The organism is Sphingomonas insulae, assembly GCF_010450875.1.
GTDB classification, from domain to species: domain Bacteria; phylum Pseudomonadota; class Alphaproteobacteria; order Sphingomonadales; family Sphingomonadaceae; genus Sphingomonas; species Sphingomonas insulae.
This window is the reverse complement of the sequence record NZ_CP048422.1, coordinates 2,777,949-2,795,922: the sequence shown is the minus strand read 5'-3', so window position 1 is coordinate 2,795,922 and position 17,974 is coordinate 2,777,949. Positions and strand designations below refer to the sequence as shown.

Below are 17,974 nucleotides of genomic sequence, written 5' to 3'. Positions count from 1 at the left end.
GATTTCTTCAACACGACTGTCGGTATGTCGTACAATTGGGCGTGGTTCGTCGCCACGATCGTCGGCATTCTGGTGATCGCATTGCCGCTGATGCTGGCGGTGGCGATGATCATCTATGCTGATCGCAAGATCTGGGCGGCCATGGCGCTGCGGCGCGGCCCGAACGTGGTCGGGCCGTTCGGCCTGCTCCAGTCGTTCGCGGATGGCCTGAAGGTGTTTCTGCAGGAGACGATCGTCCCGGCAGCCGCCAATCGGGCGTTGTTCCTCCTTGCGCCCATTATCACCTTCACGGTCGCATTGATCGTCTGGGCCGTGGTGCCGTTCGGGGCCGGCGTGGTGCTCTCCGACATCAACGTCGGGCTGCTGTACGTGCTCGCCGCCTCGTCGCTGGGCGTCTACGGCATCATCCTGTCGGGCTGGGCCTCCAACTCCAAATATCCGTTCTATTCGGCATTGCGCGCCGCGGCGCAGATGGTGAGTTACGAAGTCGCGATCGGTTTCGTGCTCGTCACGGTCGTGTTGTGGGCGGGCAGCTTCAACCTGTCGGCAATCGTGCTAGCGCAGCAGAACCTCTACGGTCTGCCGATCAACGGTTTCGTGCTCAACCCGCTGCTGTTCCCGATGTCGGTTGTGTTCCTGATCTCGTCGATGGCCGAGACGCAGCGTGCACCGTTCGACCTGACCGAGGCGGAGAGCGAACTCGTCGCCGGCTATCAGACGGAATACAGCTCGATGAGCTTCGCGCTGTTCTGGCTTGGCGAATATGCCAACGTGCTGCTGATGTGCGCGCTCAACGCGACGTTGTTCTGGGGCGGCTGGCTCCCCTTCTTCAACTTCGCGCCGTTCACCTGGGTGCCGGGGATCATCAACCTCTTCATCAAGATGTTGATCTTCTTCTTCATCTTCAGCTGGGTGAAGGCGACGGTGCCACGCTACCGGTACGACCAGCTGATGCGGCTGGGGTGGAAGATATTCCTGCCGCTGTCGCTGCTGTGGGTGTTCCTGGTGTCGGGCGTGTTGATGCTGATGCGCGTGCCGCTCCATTGATGGGCGGGATCGCGGACTGGTTGAGCGCTCGCGGCTTTCGGCCGCAGGCGTTGCGTGACCGGGCGCTTGCGGGCGTCGGGATTGGATTGTTGGTCGTGATGATCGACCGTGTGTTGGGATTCGGATCTTGAGCGTCGCACAGATCGTCAAGTCGTTCACCTTGTGGGAGTTCGTGAAAGCGCACGCCCTGACCTTGAAGTATTTTTTCAAGCCCAAGGCGACGATCAACTACCCCTTCGAACGCAACCCGGTCAGCCCTCGGTTCCGCGGCGAGCATGTGCTGCGCCGCTATCCCAACGGTGAGGAACGCTGCATCGCATGCAAGCTGTGCGAAGCGGTCTGTCCGGCGCAGGCGATCACGATCGAGGCCGAACCGCGCGACGACGGCAGCCGTCGTACGACGCGCTACGACATCGACATGACCAAGTGCATCTATTGCGGCCTGTGTCAGGAAGCCTGCCCTGTCGATGCGATCGTCGAGGGGCCGAACTATGAATTTTCGACCGAGACGCGCGAGGAGCTGATCTACGACAAGGCCAAGCTGCTCGACAACGGCGACCGCTGGGAAAGCGCGATCGCGGCGAACCTTGCCGCCGATGCGCCGTATCGTTAATGCGCGCCGCACTCGATCCAGGGCTTAGGGGGCCGACCCAATCGTGATCCAGGCAATTGCCTTTTACCTGTTCGCCATCGTGGTGATCGGATCGGGCGCGATGACGATCTCGTCGCGCAATCCGGTGCATTCGGTGATGTGGCTGATCCTCGCCTTCTTCAACGCGGCGGGGCTGATGGTGCTTGTCGGTGCCGAATTCATCGCGATGCTGCTCGTCATCGTCTATGTCGGTGCGGTCGCGGTGCTGTTCCTGTTCGTCGTCATGATGCTCGATATCGAGGTCGCGCAGCTGCGCGCCGGCGTCGCGCGCTACGCGGCGCTGGGTCTGGCACTGGCGGTCGCGCTGGCGGCGGAAATCCTGATCGGCATCGGTGCCTGGGGCGCCGGTGGCCTGAAGATCAGCCAGCGCATCGCACCGATCGATACGGCGGTGCCGAATATCCAGGCGATGGGCCAGCTGCTCTACACGCGCTATCTCTTCGTGTTCGAGGCGGCCGGCTTTGTCCTGCTCGTCGCGATGATCGGCGCGATCGTGCTGACGCATCGTCAGCGTGGCGGGGTGCGCGGCCAGAACATCAGCCGTCAGAACGCGCGCCGTCCGCAGGACGCGACGCGCAACGTCCAGCCACCGATCGGCCAGGGGGTCCAGCTGTGATCGGCCTTACACATTACCTCGTCGTCGCGGCGATCCTGTTCACGATGGGCGTGCTCGGCATCTTCCTCAACCGTAAGAACCTGATCGTCATCCTGATGGCGATCGAACTGATCCTGCTCGCGGTGAACCTCAACCTCGTCGCCTTCTCGGCATATCTCCACGATCTGGTCGGCCAGATCTTCGCGATGTTCGTGCTGACCGTCGCCGCGGGCGAGGCCGCGATCGGTCTGGCGATCCTGGTGATATATTTCCGTGGCCGCGGCACGATCGCGGTCGACGACGTCAATCGGATGAAGGGCTGATTACGGTGCACTCCATCCTCTTCATCGTGTTCCTGCCGTTGCTGGCGGCGATCGTTGCCGGCCTCGGCAACAAGGCGATCGGCTTCGTCCCGGCGAAGGTCATCACGACCGGCGCGCTGTTCGCATCGTGCCTGCTGTCCTGGCCGGTGTTCCTCGGCTTCCTCGCCGGCAGCAGCGAGGCGCATGTCGTGCCGGTCCTCACCTGGATCGTCAGCGGCGACATGGCGGTCGACTGGTCGCTCCGCGTCGACCAGCTGACCGCGATCATGCTGGTGGTCATCACCAGCGTGTCGGCGCTCGTCCACCTCTACAGCTGGGGCTATATGAGCGAGGACCCGGACCAGCCGCGCTTCTTCGCCTATCTGTCGCTGTTCACCTTCGCGATGCTGATGCTGGTCACCGCGGACACGCTGGTCCAGATGTTCTTCGGCTGGGAAGGTGTCGGCCTCGCCAGCTATCTGCTGATCGGCTTCTGGTTCCGCAAGCCGTCGGCCAACGCCGCCGCGATCAAGGCCTTCGTCGTCAACCGCGTCGGCGATCTCGGCTTCATGCTCGGTATCTTCGGCACGTTCCTCGTCTTCGGCACGGTGTCGATCCCCGCGATCCTCGCCGCGGCGCCGGGCATGGCCGGTTCGACGATCGGCTTCCTGGGCATGCGCGTCGACACGATGACAGTCCTCTGCCTGCTGCTGTTCGTCGGTGCGATGGGCAAGTCCGCGCAGCTCGGTCTCCACACCTGGTTGCCGGACGCGATGGAGGGGCCGACCCCGGTGTCGGCGCTGATTCACGCAGCGACCATGGTCACCGCGGGCGTGTTCATGGTGTGCCGCCTGTCGCCGATGTTCGAAACGTCACCAGCCGCTTTGCATGTCGTGATGTTCGTCGGCGCCGCGACCTGCCTGTTCGCCGCGACCGTCGGCATGGTGCAGACCGACATCAAGCGCGTCATCGCCTATTCGACCTGCTCCCAGCTCGGCTACATGTTCTTCGCCGCGGGGGTCGGCGCCTATGGTGCGGCGATGTTCCATCTGTTCACGCACGCCTTCTTCAAGGCGCTGCTGTTCCTCGGCGCGGGCTCGGTCATCCATGCGATGCATCACGAACAGGACATGCGCTATTACGGGGGCCTGCGGAAAAGCATTCCGCTGACCTTCTGGGGCATGATGATGGGCACGCTGGCGATCACCGGCGTCGGCCTGCCGGCGGCGTTCGGCAATCCGCTCGGGATCGGTTTTGCCGGCTTCCATTCGAAGGACGCGATCATCGAGGCGGGCTGGGCCGCGGGCGAGCCCGGCGTGTGGTTCGTCGGCGTGCTCGTCGCGCTCATCACCAGCTTCTATTCGTGGCGGCTGATGTTCCTCACCTTCTGGGGCAAGCCGCGCTGGGCCGCGTCGGAGCATATCCAGCACGCGCTGCATGACGCGCAGGGCCACGGCCACGACGATCATGCGCACGGCCACGATGCGCATCACGCCGACGAGGCGCATGGCAATCCGGCGCAGGCCGAGGATGCCGGCGATCATCCGTCGACCCATGGCGCATCGCAGCACGACATGCCCGCCGGCACCGGCGGCTATCACCCGCACGAGAGCCCGTGGCCGATGCTGGTGCCGCTCGTCATCCTGTCGATCGGCGCGATCGCGGCAGGGTTCGTCTTCCACGGCTTCTTCATCGAGCCGGAGGCGGGCGAGACGTTCTGGAAGGGCGACATCGCCTTCCGCGAACATCTCATGCACGCGATGCATGGCGTGCCGACGCCGATCAAGCTGTCGGCGACCATCGCCATGCTGCTCGGGCTGTTCACCGCCTGGTATGCCTATATCAAGGCGCCGAGCTTCCCGGCGGCGGTCGCGGACCAGTTCCGCATCCTGTACCGCTTCCTCGTCCACAAATATTATTTCGACGAGCTGTATCACCTGCTCTTCGTCCGCCCCGCCTTCGCGATCGGCCGCTTCCTGTGGCATCGCGGTGACGAGAAGACGATCGACCGGTTCGGGCCGAACGGCTCGGCCTGGCTGGTGCAGCGCTCCAGCCGCGTCGCCGGCCGGCTCCAGAACGGATATGTCTATACCTATGCCTTCGTCATGCTGATCGGTCTGACCGCCGTCGTCACCTGGGCGATCGCACAATGAGCGGGCTGCCCATCCTCTCGATCATGCTGCTGATCCCTGCGGTCGCGGCGATCGTCTGCCTGTTCGTACCCGCCGCCACCGCGCGCATGGTGGCGCTGGCGGCAACGCTGCTCGATTTCGCCCTCGGCGTGCTGCTGTGGGCAAATTACGATATCGGCGGCGCGCAGTGGCAGTTCGTCGAGCACGGCCCGCGCCTCGGCTTCTTCGGCTGGGATCTCGGCATCGACGGCTTTGCGTTGATGCTCATCATGCTCAGCGTGTTCCTGATGCCGATCTGCATCGGGGCGAGCTGGCGTTCGGTCACCAACCGCGTGTCCGAATATATGGCGGCGTTCCTGCTCACCGAAACGCTGATGATCGGTACGTTCGCGGCGCAGGACCTGTACCTGTTCTACCTGTTCTTCGAAGCCGGCCTGATCCCGATGTACCTCATCATCGGCATCTGGGGCGGGGCGAACCGCATCTACGCCAGCTACAAGTTCTTCCTGTACACGCTGCTCGGCTCGCTGCTGATGCTGGTTGCGATGCTGTACATGACGCATGCGGCGGGCACCTCCAGCATTCCGGCATTGCAGACCCACGATTTCCCGGCACACGTGCAGACGTGGCTGTGGCTGGCGTTCTTCGCCTCGTTCGCGGTCAAAATGCCGATGTGGCCGGTCCACACCTGGCTGCCCGACGCGCACGTGCAGGCGCCGACCGCGGGATCGGTGATCCTGGCGGGCGTGCTGCTGAAGCTGGGCGGCTACGGCTTCCTGCGCTTCAGCCTGCCGATGTTCCCCGAGGCGTCCGGGCAGCTGACGTGGCTGATCTTCGGCCTCTCGGCGGTCGCGGTCATCTACACCTCGCTCGTCGCGCTGGTGCAGTCGGACATGAAGAAGCTGATCGCCTATTCGTCGGTCGCGCACATGGCGATCGTCACCATCGGCCTCTACGCCTTCAACCGTCAGGGTATCGAAGGCGCGATGATCATGATGCTCAGCCACGGGCTGGTGTCGGGGGCGCTGTTCCTGTGCGTCGGCGTCATCTACGACCGGCTGCACACGCGTGAGATCAGCCGCTACGGCGGTCTGGCGATCAACATGCCGCGCTATGCCCTGTTCTTCCTGTTCTTCACGATGGCGTCGATCGGCCTGCCCGGGACCAGCGGCTTCGTCGCCGAATTCCTGGCGCTGATGGGCGCCTATCAGGTGTCGACCGGGATCGCGCTGCTCTGCACGACCAGCATCATCCTGGGCGCTGCCTACATGCTGTACCTGTATCGCCGCGTCGTGTTCGGCGAGATCAAGTCCGACGACGTCGCCGCGATGGAGGATCTGTCGCACCGCGAATTGTGGCTGCTCGCCCCGATTGCGGCGGTGGCGCTATGGATGGGCGTATACCCCGAAAGCTTCCTCGCGCCGATGCGCAAGGACGTCGGCGTGCTGCTCGCCCGGATCGATCGCGCCACGCCGGTCAGCGATTCGCAGCCGACCGCCGGCAAACCCATTCCCGCGGCGCATGCTGCCGCCCACGGAAACGCGCACTGATGGATTACGCCGCCAATCTCGCCATGACCCTGCCCGAGGTGATCCTGGGGCTGGGCGCGATCGTCCTGATGCTGGTGTCCGCCTGGGGCGGGTCCGCCGCGACGCGGGCGGTGTCGTGGACCGCGGTCGCGATTCTGGGTGGTGCATGCCTCGCGCTGCTCGGCCCGGCCAGCTACGGCGGGCCCGCATTCGACGGACTGTACCGCGCCGACGCTTTCGCCGCGTTCGCCAAGGTCCTGATCTTCATCGCGGCCGCCGTCGGCATCGTGATGGCGCCGGACTTCTTCCAGCGGACCAGTGGCGACGATCTGCGTCCCGAATATCCCGTGCTGATCCTGCTGTCCGCTGCCGGCATGGGCATGATGGTATCGGCCGGCGACATGCTGACCCTGTACGTCGGCCTCGAACTGCAGAGCCTTTCCGCCTACGTCCTCGCCAGCTTCATGCGGCGCGACACGCGGTCGGCGGAGGCGGGCCTGAAGTATTTCGTGCTCGGTGCGCTCGCCAGCGGCATCCTGCTATATGGCATCAGCCTGGTCTACGGCTTCTCGGGCACGACCCTGTTCGGCGGTATCGCCGCAGCCTATGCGGAGGGGAATTCGCTGGGCCTGCTGTTCGGGCTCGTGTTCGTCTTCGCCGGCATCGCGTTCAAGATTTCGGCAGTGCCGTTCCACATGTGGACGCCGGACGTGTACGAAGGCGCGCCGACCCCCGTCACGGCCTTCTTCGCTTCGGCACCCAAGGTCGCGGCGATGGGCCTTGCGGTGCGTGTCGCGGTCGAGGCAATGGGCCCGGCGACGGACCAGTGGCGCCAGATCGTGATCTTCGCAGCGCTCGCCTCGATCATCCTCGGTGCAGTCGCGGCGATCGGCCAGACCAACATCAAGCGCCTGCTTGCCTATTCGTCGATCAACAACGTCGGCTTCGCGCTCGTCGGCCTCGCCGCCGGCACGCCGGAGGGCATATCCGGCGTACTCGTCTATATGACGATCTATATCGCGATGACGCTCGGCTCGTTCCTGGTGGTGCTGCAGATGCGCGACGACGACGGTCAGCCGGTCGAGGAGATCGCGGCGCTGTCTGGCATGTCGCGCACCCGGCCCGGTCTTGCCGCCGCGCTCGCGATCTTCATGTTCAGCCTCGCCGGCATTCCGCCGCTGTTCGGCTTCTATGCGAAGTTCGCGGTCTTCTCGGCCGCGGTACAGGCGGGGCTGTTCCCCCTGGCGGTGGTCGGCATCGCGGCCTCGACGATCGGCGCCTATTACTACCTGCGCGTCGTCAAGACGATGTACTTCGACGAACCGGCGCCGGCCTTCGTCAAGGGCAACAGCCCCGTCGAGGGCGGGCTGATCGTGCTGACCGCGGCGTTCGTCTCGCCGCTCGGCTATCTGGCCATTCCGTTGCTCGGTGGCTGGACGATGGCGGCGGCCCGCGCGCTGTTCCCGGCGATTTGACGGTTCGGACCGTCGCGGAGACGGGATCGACCAACGCCGACTTGCTGCTCCTCGCCCGTCAGGGCGCGGAGGAAGGCCTGTGGCTTCGTGCGGATCGGCAGACGGCGGGCCGCGGACGGCAGGGCAGGGCATGGTCGTCGCCACCCGGCAATCTCTCCGCCTCGACGTTGGTGCGCTTGCGGCCGAGCGATCCGCCCGCGGCGACATTGGCGCTCGCCGCCGCCGTCGCTCTGCACGAGGCGGTGGGGGTGTTCGGCGTAACCGCGCAGCTGAAATGGCCCAACGACGTGCTGGTGACCGGCGCCAAATTGTCCGGCATCCTCCTCGAACGCAGCGGCGATGCCGTGATCGTCGGCATCGGCGTCAATCTGGCGCATCATCCCGATTTGCCGGATCGCCCGACCACCAGCCTTGCCGCGCATGGCGCTCCGGTGGCGCCGGAGGTGTTCGTCGACGTCCTCGCCGAGGCATTCGCGCGCTGGCTGGCGCGCTGGCGCGGCGAGGGGATCGCCGCCGTGCGCGCCGCCTGGCTCGCCGCGGCGCATCCGATCGGCACGGCGCTGACCGCCCGCATGCCCGATGGCAGCGCGCATGACGGGCTGTTCGACGGCCTCGACCGGGACGGCGCGTTGATCCTGCGCTTGGCGGGCGGCGAGCGACATGTCATTCACGCTGCCGACGTGTTCCTGGCCTGAAGGATTGACGATGCTGCTCGCCGTGGATGCCGGCAACACCAATGTCGTGTTCGCGCTGGTCGAAGGGCGCGCGATCAAGGCGCGCTGGCGGATCGCCACCGACCCCCGCCGCACCGCCGACGAATATGCCGTGTGGCTCAGCCAGTTGCTGGCGCTCGAGGGCTATGAGCGGAGCCAGATCGACGCCGTCATCATCGCGACCGTGGTGCCGCGCGCGCTCCACAACCTCCAGGTCCTGGCGCAGAAATACTTCAGGACCGATGCCCTGGTCGCCGGCCGGGCGCCGGTGGAATGGGGCATCACCATCGACGTCGATGAGCCCGCCAGCCTGGGCGCGGACCGCGCGGTCAACACGATCGCCGCGCATGCGCTGCACGACGGCGACCTGATCGTCATCGATTTCGGTACGGCGACGACGTTCGACGTCAGCGACTATAGCGGGGCGTACAAGGGCGGGATCATTGCGCCGGGCATCAACCTGTCGCTCGATGCGCTCGTCAGCGCCGCCGCCAAACTGCCGCGCATCGCGATCGAGGCGCCCGCCACGCAGAGCGTCATCGGGCGCAACACCGTCGATCAGATGGCGATCGGCGTCTATTTCGGCTATATCGCGATGATCGAGGGGCTGGTCGCGCGCATGAAGGCGGAGGTCGGCCGGCCCGCCAGGGTGATCGCCACCGGCGGCCTCGCCACGCTCTTCGAACAGCATACCGACGTGTTCGACGTCATCGAGCCGGACCTTACCATCCAGGGGCTGGCGATCATGTATCAAAACGCCCATATTGGCTGAGACGCGCTCGCGCCATCCATCGGCCTGCGGGCGCCACGACATTCACGAAAGTAATAAATGACACCTAAGAACAACGAGCTCCTCTTCTGCGCCCTCGGTGGCTCCGGCGAGATCGGCATGAACGTCAATCTCTACGGCCACGCCGGCAAGTGGCTGATGGTTGACTGCGGCGTCACGTTCGCCGACGCCGCCTATCCCGGCATCGACATCGTGCTGCCCGACCTGTCGTTCATCGAGGATCGGATCGACGATCTGGTCGGCATCGTGCTGACCCACGGTCATGAGGATCACATCGGCGCGCTGCCGTATCTGGCCGAAGACCTCGGCGTGCCGCTCTACGCCACGCCGTTCACCGCCGGCCTGATCCGCGGCAAGCTGGAAGAGGAAGGCAACGCCAACCGCGTCAAGCTGCGCGTCATCCAGCCGAACAAGCAGACCGGCGTCGCCGGAGTGCAGATCGGCCCGTTCGGCGTCAGCTTCGTCGAGCTGTCGCATTCGATCCCCGAACCGAACGCGCTCGTCATCGAGACCAAGGCCGGCCGCGTCTTCCACACGGGCGACTGGAAGCTCGATCCGACGCCGGTCATCGGCAAGCCGGTAAGCGCCGAACACCTCACCCGCATCGGCGATGCCGGGGTCGACGTGCTGGTGTGCGATTCGACCAACGTGTTCAACAAGGAGGCGTCGGGGTCCGAAGCGTCGGTCCGCCAGGGGCTGGCGGAACAGGTTGCCAAGGCGAAGGGCCGCGTGCTCGTCACCACCTTTGCCTCCAACGCGGCACGCTTGCACACGCTGGGTCAGGTCGCGCGCGAAACCGGTCGCAAGCTGTGCGTCACCGGTCGATCGCTCGACCGGATCCTGAAGGTCGCGCAGGCCACCGGCTACCTCACCGACTTCCCGGAAACCGTCGATCCCGACACGGCGATGCGCCTGCCGAAGAACAAGGTGCTGATCGTCGCGACCGGCGGACAGGGCGAGCCGCGCGCCGCGCTCGCCCGGGTCGCGGACGGATCGCATACCATCAAGCTCGACGCCGGCGATTCGGTGATCTTCTCGTCCAAGCAGATCCCGGGCAACGAGGTCGCGATCGGCAAGATCCAGAACACGCTGGCCGGCAAGGGCGTGGTGATGATCACCGAACGCCAGGCGCACGTCCATGTCTCGGGCCACCCCGGTCGCCCGGAACTGGCGCAGATGTACAAGTGGATCCGGCCGCAGACGCTTATCCCCGTGCACGGCGAGATGCGCCACATGATGGAACATGCCCGCTTCGCCCTGACCGAAGGCGTGCCGCAGACGGTGGTGCAGAGCGACGGTGACATCCTGCGCCTGATCCCCGGCAAGCCCGAGAAGATCGGCAACGCCGGTGTCGGGCGGCTGGTGCTCGACGGCGACGTGATCCTGCCCGCCGACGGATCGACGATCAACGAACGGCGCAAACTGGCGATCAATGGCCAGATTTCCGTCGCGGTGGCGATCGGGCGGAACGGGCAGCCGCTCGGCCGTCCGCAGATCCGCATCAACGGCGTGCCGGTCGAGGAAGATCGCATCGCCTTCATCGAGGATGCCGCCGAAGCGGCGGCCGATGCGATGAAGGGGCAGAAGCGCGAACTCGATCGCCGGCGCGAGGATATCCGCCTCGCCGTGCGCCGGGTCGCGACGCGCTGGACCGGCAAGAAGCCGATCGTCGACGTATTGATCGTCGAAGGCTGATTGGGCGATGAAGTGGACGTCGATGCTGGCGATCTACGTCCTCTTCTGGGCGTTTTCGGTCTTCCTGGTGCTGCCGTGGGGCGTCCGCACCACGCGCGAAGCGGGCGGGGATTATATCGCCGGCCAGGCGGAAAGCGCACCGCATGAATTCCGCCTCGGCCGGCTGGCACTACGCGTGACCATCGTGGCGACGGCGCTGTTCGCACTGTTCGTCGCCAACTACGAATTCGGCTGGGTAACCCCCAAGATGCTCGACCTGTTCGATCGCGAGGCGGTCTACAACCGCGGTTGAACGGGCGTGGATGACAGGATTGTCACGCCGCCGCCAGCTTGACGATCGGTGTCCAGCGGTACGGGAGCCGACCGTCGAGCGATCGCGGTCGAAATTCCCCTCCGTCCAGGGCGTGCCGTCATGAACCCCGTCTGCCATGAAACATGAATCTGCTGACCCGCGCATTGCGCCTGATGGACCATGAGGGCCTGTCGCACGTCGCCGTCCGTATCGCGATGGCGATCGACGACCTGGCCGGCAATCGGGTTTGCCTCGACCGGCCGACGCTGAACTGAGCACCCCGGCCGGTTCGTCGTATCGGCCCTGCCTCGCCGCAGATCGACCCCGCCTCAGCGCAGACGTTCGATCGCCTGTGCGAGGGCGACGTACAATTTGCCCATGTCCGACGACAGCAGCGTGACGCTGAGCGGCGATCCGTCGCGCTGCGCCAGGATCGTGCGCAACATGCTTTCGAAATCGTGGATGTAGCGATTGACCGCCTCGCGGAAGGGGCCGTCGTCGTCATACAGCCGCGCGATGTCGCGCGCATCGCCCGGTTCCAGCACGCGCACCGCGCGCCGGGTGAATACGCCGCGATCCCCCTTCAGATAGGCGGCCCAAGCGCTGTCCGACACGTCGGGCGCGAACGCCTTGGTGATATCGATCGACGCGCTGTGCAGCGATTCGATCAGCAGCGATGCGCGGCGGGCGAAGGTGTCGCGCTCCGCCTCGTCGCGCTCGGTGCGGGCATCCTCGATCCGCGTTTCGACGATCGCGGTCTGATCGACGATCTGCTGGACCCGCAGCGACAATCGCTCGGTCGCGCGGGTCGCGGCGTCGACGGCGTGACCCGTCGCATCGGCGATCGCGCGCACCTGCCGTTCGACGGTGTCGGTCGTCGCGCGCCGCATCGCTTCGGCGCTCGCCTCTTCCAACTGGCTGGCGGCCTGCGGGATCACCGTCGCCAGTGTCTCGCGTGCCTTGTCGGCCGCCACCGCCGCGGTATCGCGGACGCGCAGCAGCGCATCGACCAGCTGCGGCGCCGCCTCTTCGGCGAAACGGTGCGTGCGCTCGATCGTCTCGTCGACCATTATGCCCAGGGCATCGGCCTTGGCGCGACCCTCGGTCAGCGTCTGCAACAGCGTGCCGGACAGGTGATCCAGCGTGCGCCGCTGTTCCGATATGACGCCCGCAATCGCCTCGATCGCGTCGTGCGTGCTTTCCGCCGCGGTCACCAGCGCCAGCAATTCGGGCTTGGCGGCGACGACCACCTGCTTGCTGCCGGCGATCTTGGCGTCTAGCCGGGTCAGCGCGTCGGGCAGGGTCTCGTCGATCTCGCGTGCGGCGGCATCGAGCGCGATCAGCAGCGATTCGGTGGTGCCGATCGTCCGCGTCGCCATCGCATCGCCCGTCCGCAATGCCTCGGTCATCGCATCGGCGGAGCCGCCGAGCGCGCTGATCGACGCGGCGAGCAACTGAGACCGTTCGACGCCTTGCGTATGCAGCGTGTCCAGCCGCGTCTCGACCCGGCCGATGCCGCTGTCGAGCCCGGCGAGCAGCGATTCGCTTGCCGCCCGCTGCCCTTCCAGCCGGGTGGTGACACGGTCGATCACGTCCTCCACCGCCGTGATCCGTTCGGCCAGCGCATCGGCACTGTCATGGGCGGCGCTGTCGAGTGCGGCCTGGTTGGCGCGCAGCATCGCCAGCATCGCATCGCCCTGCGCGGCGATCCCCTTGCGCGCCTCGTCCACCGCATCCGCGGTCCGGCCGAGCAACCCGTCGACGGCGGTCGACATCTCGGCCGTCACCGCTTCCAGCCGCGCGCCCGCCGTTTCGCTGGTCGCCTCCATGCGGGCAATGTGCGCCGCCAGTTTCTGAGCAGCGCCGCCGGCGACCAGATCGGCATCGCGCCCGCGTTCGGCCAGCGCGGCGAGCTGCGCCTCCAGCGCCGCGGCATGGCCGCTCGCCGACAGGCCGGTATCTTCCAGCAGGCGCTGGACGTCCGCCACCTCCGCCTGCGCCCGCGGTAGCGAGGCGAGCAGGACGTTCAGGCTGCCCTGCGCATCCGTCGCCGCCCGCGACAGCGCATCGGCATGGGCGTCCGCCTGGCCGATTTCCTGCGCCAGCCCGCGCCCCACCGCCGCCAGCCGCTCGTTCGCGCCGTCGCCGATCGTCATCAGCGTGCCGATCTGGCTGGCCAGCTCGCGCCGGTTGGCGTCCAGCGATCGCGACAGCACCGCCACCGTCCGCTCTAGGTGCGCCGCCTCGGCCCGCATCGCCTGGGCGGTCCCACGGAACCGGCGCGCCTCACGCCGGCTGGTGCGCATCGCCAGCAGATAGACGATGCCGACCAGCGCCGGAACGACGGCCAGCGCCGCGATGAACTGCACCAGCGCCACGGGGGCGAGCAGGGGGATCTGGTCGCGGGCGATCCACGCCATCCCGCATAGCCACAGCGCACAGACGAGCATTGCCACGACCGGCCCGATCCAGGCGCTGGCCGGCCGTGGTTCCAGCTCGACCGCCTCGGTCCACACGTCGGTGCCGTCGTCTGCGCCGATCATGGGGCCGGTCAGGTGATCCCGCTCGCCATAGCCGTGGACGTCGCTGGTTGCGGCGGCTTCCGCCCGCATGTCGATGATCATGGAACCCCCGTTCTTCGCCGGCGAACGTAACCGTCTTCGGCCGCACCATAAAGCAAAACCGCAACGCTTGGTTAAGCACCGTCGCGCTACAGCCTCGTCATGGCTTATGATCCGGGCGCGATCGACGCGGCGCTGGCCGCGGCAGTGGGTGACGAACCGGCGTTGATCGCAGAATTGCGGCTGGCGTTCGTCGAAAGCGCGCAGCGCGCCCTGGCGGCGATGGAGGCGGCGGAAAGCCGCGATGCATGGCGCGAGGCTGCGGCCCGGATGAAGGGGCTTGCCGCCAGCTTCGGCGCGGTCCGCCTGATGGTGCTGGCGGCCCAGGCGTCGGACCTGCCCCACGACAGCGCCACGCTGGCCAAGCTGCGCCGTTCGATCGCGAGGCTGGGCAGCGAAGCTGCGTAATGACCTAGGCATCGGACGCATCACCGCCTAACAGCGGCGGGATGCTCGCCGGCCTTCTCTTCGCCACGCACGATGCCGACGACCGGCCCGCCATGCTCACCGCGACATTGCCGTTCGGCGGCGTGACGTTGATCGAATATCAGGCGCGGCTGCTGGTCGCTGCCGGCGCGTCGCAGGTCGTTATTCTCGTGTCGCGGCTGACGCCCGAACTGCTCGGGGCGATCAATCGCATCGACAAGCGCGGCATCGCCGTCGACACGGTGCGCACCGCGGCGGAAGCGACGGCGAAGCTGCACCCACTCGCGCGCGTCCTGATGCTGGCGGACGGGCTTACGACCACCGACGATACGCTGGCGGTGCTGGCCCGCGAGGGCGGCGATGCGCTGTTGGTGATGCCGGAGGACCAGTCCGCCGGCGGCTACGAACGCGTCGGCGGCGGCATGGTCTGGGCCGGCGTCGCGCGGCTCGATCCGCGCCGGCTCGGCGAACTTGCCGCCATGCCGCGCGACTATGACGTGCAATCGACACTGGTCCGCCTGGCATCGCAGGCGCGGGCGGTGCACGTCCTGCTCCCGCAGGAGGCGGTGCGCGGCGGCCATGGCGTCGGCCATGCCGGCGCGGCGCTGGAGGCGCGCGGCCGGACGGTGATGGCCGCGATGATCTCGGGCCGCAACGGGTGGTTCGAACGCTTCGTCACCGCGCCCCTGGCACGCGCCCTCATTCCGTTGCTGGTACCGCGGACCGTTCCGGTGGTCGCGGTGGCGGCGGGTGCCGGCACCACCGGCCTGCTCGGCCTGGCGTTGACGCTGTTCGATCAGCCGGTGGCGGGCCTGCTCCTGACGTTGCTCGCATCGCTCGGCCTGTCGCTGGCCGCGAACCTCGCCGATCTGCGCGACGAATCGGCCAGCCAGCGTGCGCTGGACCTCGCGGCGCAGCTGCTGCCCGCATTGGCCGTCATCCTCTACGGCTTCGGCGCGACGCAATATGGCGGTGATCGCGCAGCAGAGACGCTCGCCATCGGCCTCGTGCTGCTGGCGGTGCTCGGCGAGCGTGCGCTTGGCTCGCGGCCGCGTCACTTGTGGTGGGGCAGTGCGCCGGCCTATCTGGGGCTGACGTGGCTCGGTGCGGTCTTCGCCGCCCCGGTCGCCGGCCTGGGCCTCGCTGCGACCTATGCCGCCGCGACGTTGGCCGCCGCGATCGAACGATTGCGGCGTCAGGCTTAGCGCTGTTTTAATGATGAGGGGATAGTCGTCAGACCATGTCGGTCGGACCGGATCAGGCGGAGCGGGGAACGCTCGGCACACGCATCGCTGCTGCACGCCGTCTCGGCGGGCTGGCGGATGCGCGACTGACCGGGGCGATCGCCGATTTCTATCTGGCCGACGACAGCCGCCTCGACGAACGGACCCGGATCGATCTGGGGCGGGTGCTCGCGGCCGTGGTGCAGGGGATCGAAACCGAGATTCGCCGTCACGGCGGCCGGGTGCTGTCGGCGCGCGGTGCCGATCCGCAGGCCGAACGACTGCTGCGCGGGCATGAGGACGTCGTGCGACGGCTGGCGCGTGCCGGCCTGCTCCGCGATCGGCAATTGATGGACGAACTGATCGCGCAGGTCCGGTGCGACCGCATCGGCGCAGCGCTGCCGCCCGCTGCAACCCCTCGCGAACAGGTCAGCCTGCTGGTCCGCCTGGCGGAGGTCGACGATGGCGTGGTCGCCGCCGCCGCACGTGCGCTGCTGTCCGCCGAAACGCGTCGCCGCACCGCCGCCGAGCAGGGCGGTATACCGGCGAGCGTCCTGCCCGCCGAACTGCATCACCAATTGGTCTGGTGGGTGGCCGCCTCGATTCGCGAAAGCCAGGTCGCCGCAGCGGGTGAGGATGCCGCGCTCGACCGTGCGATCGTCGAGGCGGCGCAGCGCAGCCTCGCCGCGCATGACGAAGGGCAGCGGCCGGAGGCGATCGCGATGCGGCTCGCCGCTGCGATCGATGCGCGCACCGATGAACTGGGCGAACTGCTGGTCGATGCACTGGGCGACCAGCGCCTGTTGCTGTTCATCGCGGTCCTCGGCCGTGCCGTCGACCTCGACTTCACCGGCGCCCGCGCGATCGTGCTGGAGCCGGAGGGCGACCGGCTGTGGCTGGCGCTGCGAGCCGCCGATCTCGATCGGCCGACGATCGCGCGGATCGCGCTGGCGCTTGCCGATGCCGACGCGCGCCGCGACATCGAAAGCTTCGCCGACGAACTCGACGCGATCGTCGCCATTCCGCGGGACGCTGCGCAATCGGCGCTGGCACCGCTGACGCTGCACCACGATCTGCGCCTCGCGATCGACGCACTGGCCCGGGAGGCAGCACGATGAGGGCCGACGGCATTCCCGACGTTCCGGTCAGCCACGCCACGCTGGATGGCGATGGTCTTCTGATCGCGGCCGATCCCGCGCTGATGGCGCTCAACGACAACGCCGGCGGCGCGATCGGCGCGACGCTGGCGGTGCCGCAACTCGCCACCGTCGCCCGACTAGCGCGGCGGCTGGGCATCCTCGTCGCGCGCGGCGTCACCGTCGCCGACCTGGATACCGATCTCGATCTGTGGGTCCGTGTCCAGCCGGAGGGGGACGGCTTGCGCATGGCGGTCAGCGGCTGGCGCGAGGTGCGTCCGCGCTTCGTCGTCGCGGCTCCGTCGTCTCGCCTGGTCGAGGATGGCGACCTGTCGTGGGAGACCGATGGTGCCCTGCGGCTGACCTTCGTCTCGATCGACCCGGCACGGCGGCTCGGCATCGACGCCTTCTCGCTGCTCGGGCAGCCGCTGACCGCCTTGTTCGCGCTGGATGCGGTGGGCGATGGCGCCTTGCCGATCCTGGAGGCGGTGGCACGGCGCAAGGACTTGCGCGAACAGCGGGCGAAGCTCCGCCCCGGCGATGCGCCGATGCTGCTGACCGCGCAGGTCAAGCAGGATGCCAGCGGCGAATTCGCCGGCCTGACCGGCGTCGCCCGCGCTGCGGACGTGCCGTCCGTGCCAGCGGTGCCGGCGATTTCGGCCGAATTCACCGACGGGCTGGACAAGGCGCTGCGGGCGCCGCTCGCCCGCATCATCGCCCATGCCGATACCATCCATGCCGAGGCGGAGGGCCCGGTGCAGCAGGATTATGTCGCCTATGCATCGGATATCGCCAACGCCGGGCGGCATCTGCTGGATCTGGTCGATGACCTCGTCGATCTGCAGGCGGTCGAGCGAGCGGACTTCACGCTGACGGTCGAACCGATCGACCTCGCCGATGTCGCGCGACGCTCTGCCGGTTTGCTGGCCGTCCGGGCCGGTAACGCCGGTGTCGCGATCGCACGTCCGCTGCCGGACCTGCGCATCGCCGCGTCGGGCGATTTCCGCCGGGCGTTGCAGATCATGGTCAACCTGATCGGCAATGCCGTCCGCTATTCGCCGGAGGGCGGCGTGGTGACCGTCACGGCGGCACGCCTGGGCGACAAGGCGGAGGCGATCGTCGCCGATCAGGGCAAGGGCATCGCGCCCGAGGATCAGGCTCGCATCTTCGAAAAGTTCGAACGGGTCGATCCTTCGGAGGCGGGCGGCAACGGCCTGGGCCTCTATATCGCCCGGCGACTGGCGCGGGCGATGGGCGGCGACCTGACGGTGGAAAGCGCGCCCGGCGATGGCGCACGGTTCACGCTGACCCTCCCCACCTAGGGGCCCGATGGTAGGGCACGATGG

17 protein-coding genes are annotated in these 17,974 nt (G+C 67.3%); 16 read left to right on the top strand and 1 reads right to left on the bottom strand.

The genetic code is table 11. The features are described 5' to 3' along the window. The first annotated feature begins 24 nt into the window (after positions 1 to 24). From nuoH to GTH33_RS18330, 12 genes are all read left to right on the top strand, one after another. A complete protein-coding gene (gene nuoH, locus GTH33_RS14905; RefSeq protein WP_163960103.1) occupies positions 25 to 1,047 on the top strand; it encodes an NADH-quinone oxidoreductase subunit NuoH in 1,023 nt (340 codons plus the stop codon). 127 nt (positions 1,048 to 1,174) lie between these two features. Next, on the top strand, positions 1,175 to 1,660 hold the full coding sequence (gene nuoI, locus GTH33_RS14900) for an NADH-quinone oxidoreductase subunit NuoI (protein ID WP_163959073.1): 486 nt from the start codon (positions 1,175 to 1,177) through the stop codon (positions 1,658 to 1,660). 43 nt (positions 1,661 to 1,703) lie between these two features. Further along, a complete protein-coding gene (locus tag GTH33_RS14895; protein WP_163959072.1) occupies positions 1,704 to 2,315 on the top strand; it encodes an NADH-quinone oxidoreductase subunit J in 612 nt (203 codons plus the stop codon). Continuing rightward, positions 2,312 to 2,617: an NADH-quinone oxidoreductase subunit NuoK gene (gene nuoK / locus GTH33_RS14890; protein ID WP_163959071.1), complete on the top strand. Its 306-nt coding sequence runs from the start codon at positions 2,312 to 2,314 to the stop codon at positions 2,615 to 2,617. The genes GTH33_RS14895 and nuoK overlap by 4 nt, the downstream gene beginning before the upstream one ends. A 5-nt stretch (positions 2,618 to 2,622) precedes the next feature. Beyond that, positions 2,623 to 4,749 carry an NADH-quinone oxidoreductase subunit L gene (gene nuoL / locus GTH33_RS14885; RefSeq protein ID WP_163959070.1) on the top strand — a complete coding sequence of 709 codons (2,127 nt, stop codon included), beginning with the start codon at positions 2,623 to 2,625 and terminating at the stop codon, positions 4,747 to 4,749. Continuing rightward, positions 4,746 to 6,278: an NADH-quinone oxidoreductase subunit M gene (locus tag GTH33_RS14880; protein ID WP_163959069.1), complete on the top strand. Its 1,533-nt coding sequence runs from the start codon at positions 4,746 to 4,748 to the stop codon at positions 6,276 to 6,278. Before nuoL ends, GTH33_RS14880 begins: the two co-directional genes overlap by 4 nt. Continuing rightward, complete coding sequence (gene nuoN / locus GTH33_RS14875) at positions 6,278 to 7,732, top strand: NADH-quinone oxidoreductase subunit NuoN (protein ID WP_163959068.1); 1,455 nt, start codon at positions 6,278 to 6,280, stop codon at positions 7,730 to 7,732. Before GTH33_RS14880 ends, nuoN begins: the two co-directional genes overlap by 1 nt. Further along, entirely contained in the window at positions 7,729 to 8,427 is a 699-nt protein-coding gene (locus tag GTH33_RS14870; protein ID WP_163959067.1) for a biotin--[acetyl-CoA-carboxylase] ligase, read from the top strand. Before nuoN ends, GTH33_RS14870 begins: the two co-directional genes overlap by 4 nt. Before the next feature lie 10 nt (positions 8,428 to 8,437). Continuing rightward, on the top strand, positions 8,438 to 9,217 hold the full coding sequence (locus tag GTH33_RS14865; protein WP_163959066.1) for a type III pantothenate kinase: 780 nt from the start codon (positions 8,438 to 8,440) through the stop codon (positions 9,215 to 9,217). A 57-nt stretch (positions 9,218 to 9,274) separates the two neighbouring features. After that, positions 9,275 to 10,930: a ribonuclease J gene (locus GTH33_RS14860; RefSeq protein ID WP_163959065.1), complete on the top strand. Its 1,656-nt coding sequence runs from the start codon at positions 9,275 to 9,277 to the stop codon at positions 10,928 to 10,930. A gap of 7 nt (positions 10,931 to 10,937) precedes the next feature. Further along, entirely contained in the window at positions 10,938 to 11,222 is a 285-nt protein-coding gene (locus GTH33_RS14855) for a DUF1467 family protein (RefSeq protein ID WP_163959064.1), read from the top strand. A gap of 143 nt (positions 11,223 to 11,365) precedes the next feature. Then, a complete protein-coding gene (locus GTH33_RS18330; protein ID WP_276508868.1) occupies positions 11,366 to 11,497 on the top strand; it encodes a hypothetical protein in 132 nt (43 codons plus the stop codon). A gap of 54 nt (positions 11,498 to 11,551) precedes the next feature. On the opposite strand, the gene GTH33_RS14850 is transcribed toward GTH33_RS18330, so the two are convergent. Continuing rightward, on the bottom strand, positions 11,552 to 13,846 hold the full coding sequence (locus tag GTH33_RS14850; RefSeq protein ID WP_163959063.1) for a coiled-coil domain-containing protein: 2,295 nt from the start codon (positions 13,844 to 13,846) through the stop codon (positions 11,552 to 11,554). 99 nt (positions 13,847 to 13,945) lie between these two features. Between GTH33_RS14850 and GTH33_RS14845 the strand changes: the two genes are divergently transcribed. Genes GTH33_RS14845 through GTH33_RS14830 form a run of 4 tightly spaced genes read left to right on the top strand, consistent with a single transcriptional unit; the run spans position 13,946 to position 17,950 of the window. Then, a complete protein-coding gene (locus GTH33_RS14845; protein ID WP_163959062.1) occupies positions 13,946 to 14,251 on the top strand; it encodes an Hpt domain-containing protein in 306 nt (101 codons plus the stop codon). Between the two features lie 41 nt (positions 14,252 to 14,292). After that, positions 14,293 to 15,474, top strand: coding sequence for a hypothetical protein (locus GTH33_RS14840; RefSeq protein WP_163959061.1), 1,182 nt, complete (start codon positions 14,293 to 14,295; stop codon positions 15,472 to 15,474). A 35-nt stretch (positions 15,475 to 15,509) separates the two neighbouring features. Continuing rightward, positions 15,510 to 16,610: a DUF2336 domain-containing protein gene (locus GTH33_RS14835; RefSeq protein ID WP_163959060.1), complete on the top strand. Its 1,101-nt coding sequence runs from the start codon at positions 15,510 to 15,512 to the stop codon at positions 16,608 to 16,610. Continuing rightward, positions 16,607 to 17,950: a sensor histidine kinase gene (locus GTH33_RS14830; RefSeq protein ID WP_163959059.1), complete on the top strand. Its 1,344-nt coding sequence runs from the start codon at positions 16,607 to 16,609 to the stop codon at positions 17,948 to 17,950. The genes GTH33_RS14835 and GTH33_RS14830 overlap by 4 nt, the downstream gene beginning before the upstream one ends. Positions 17,951 to 17,974 lie beyond the last annotated feature (24 nt).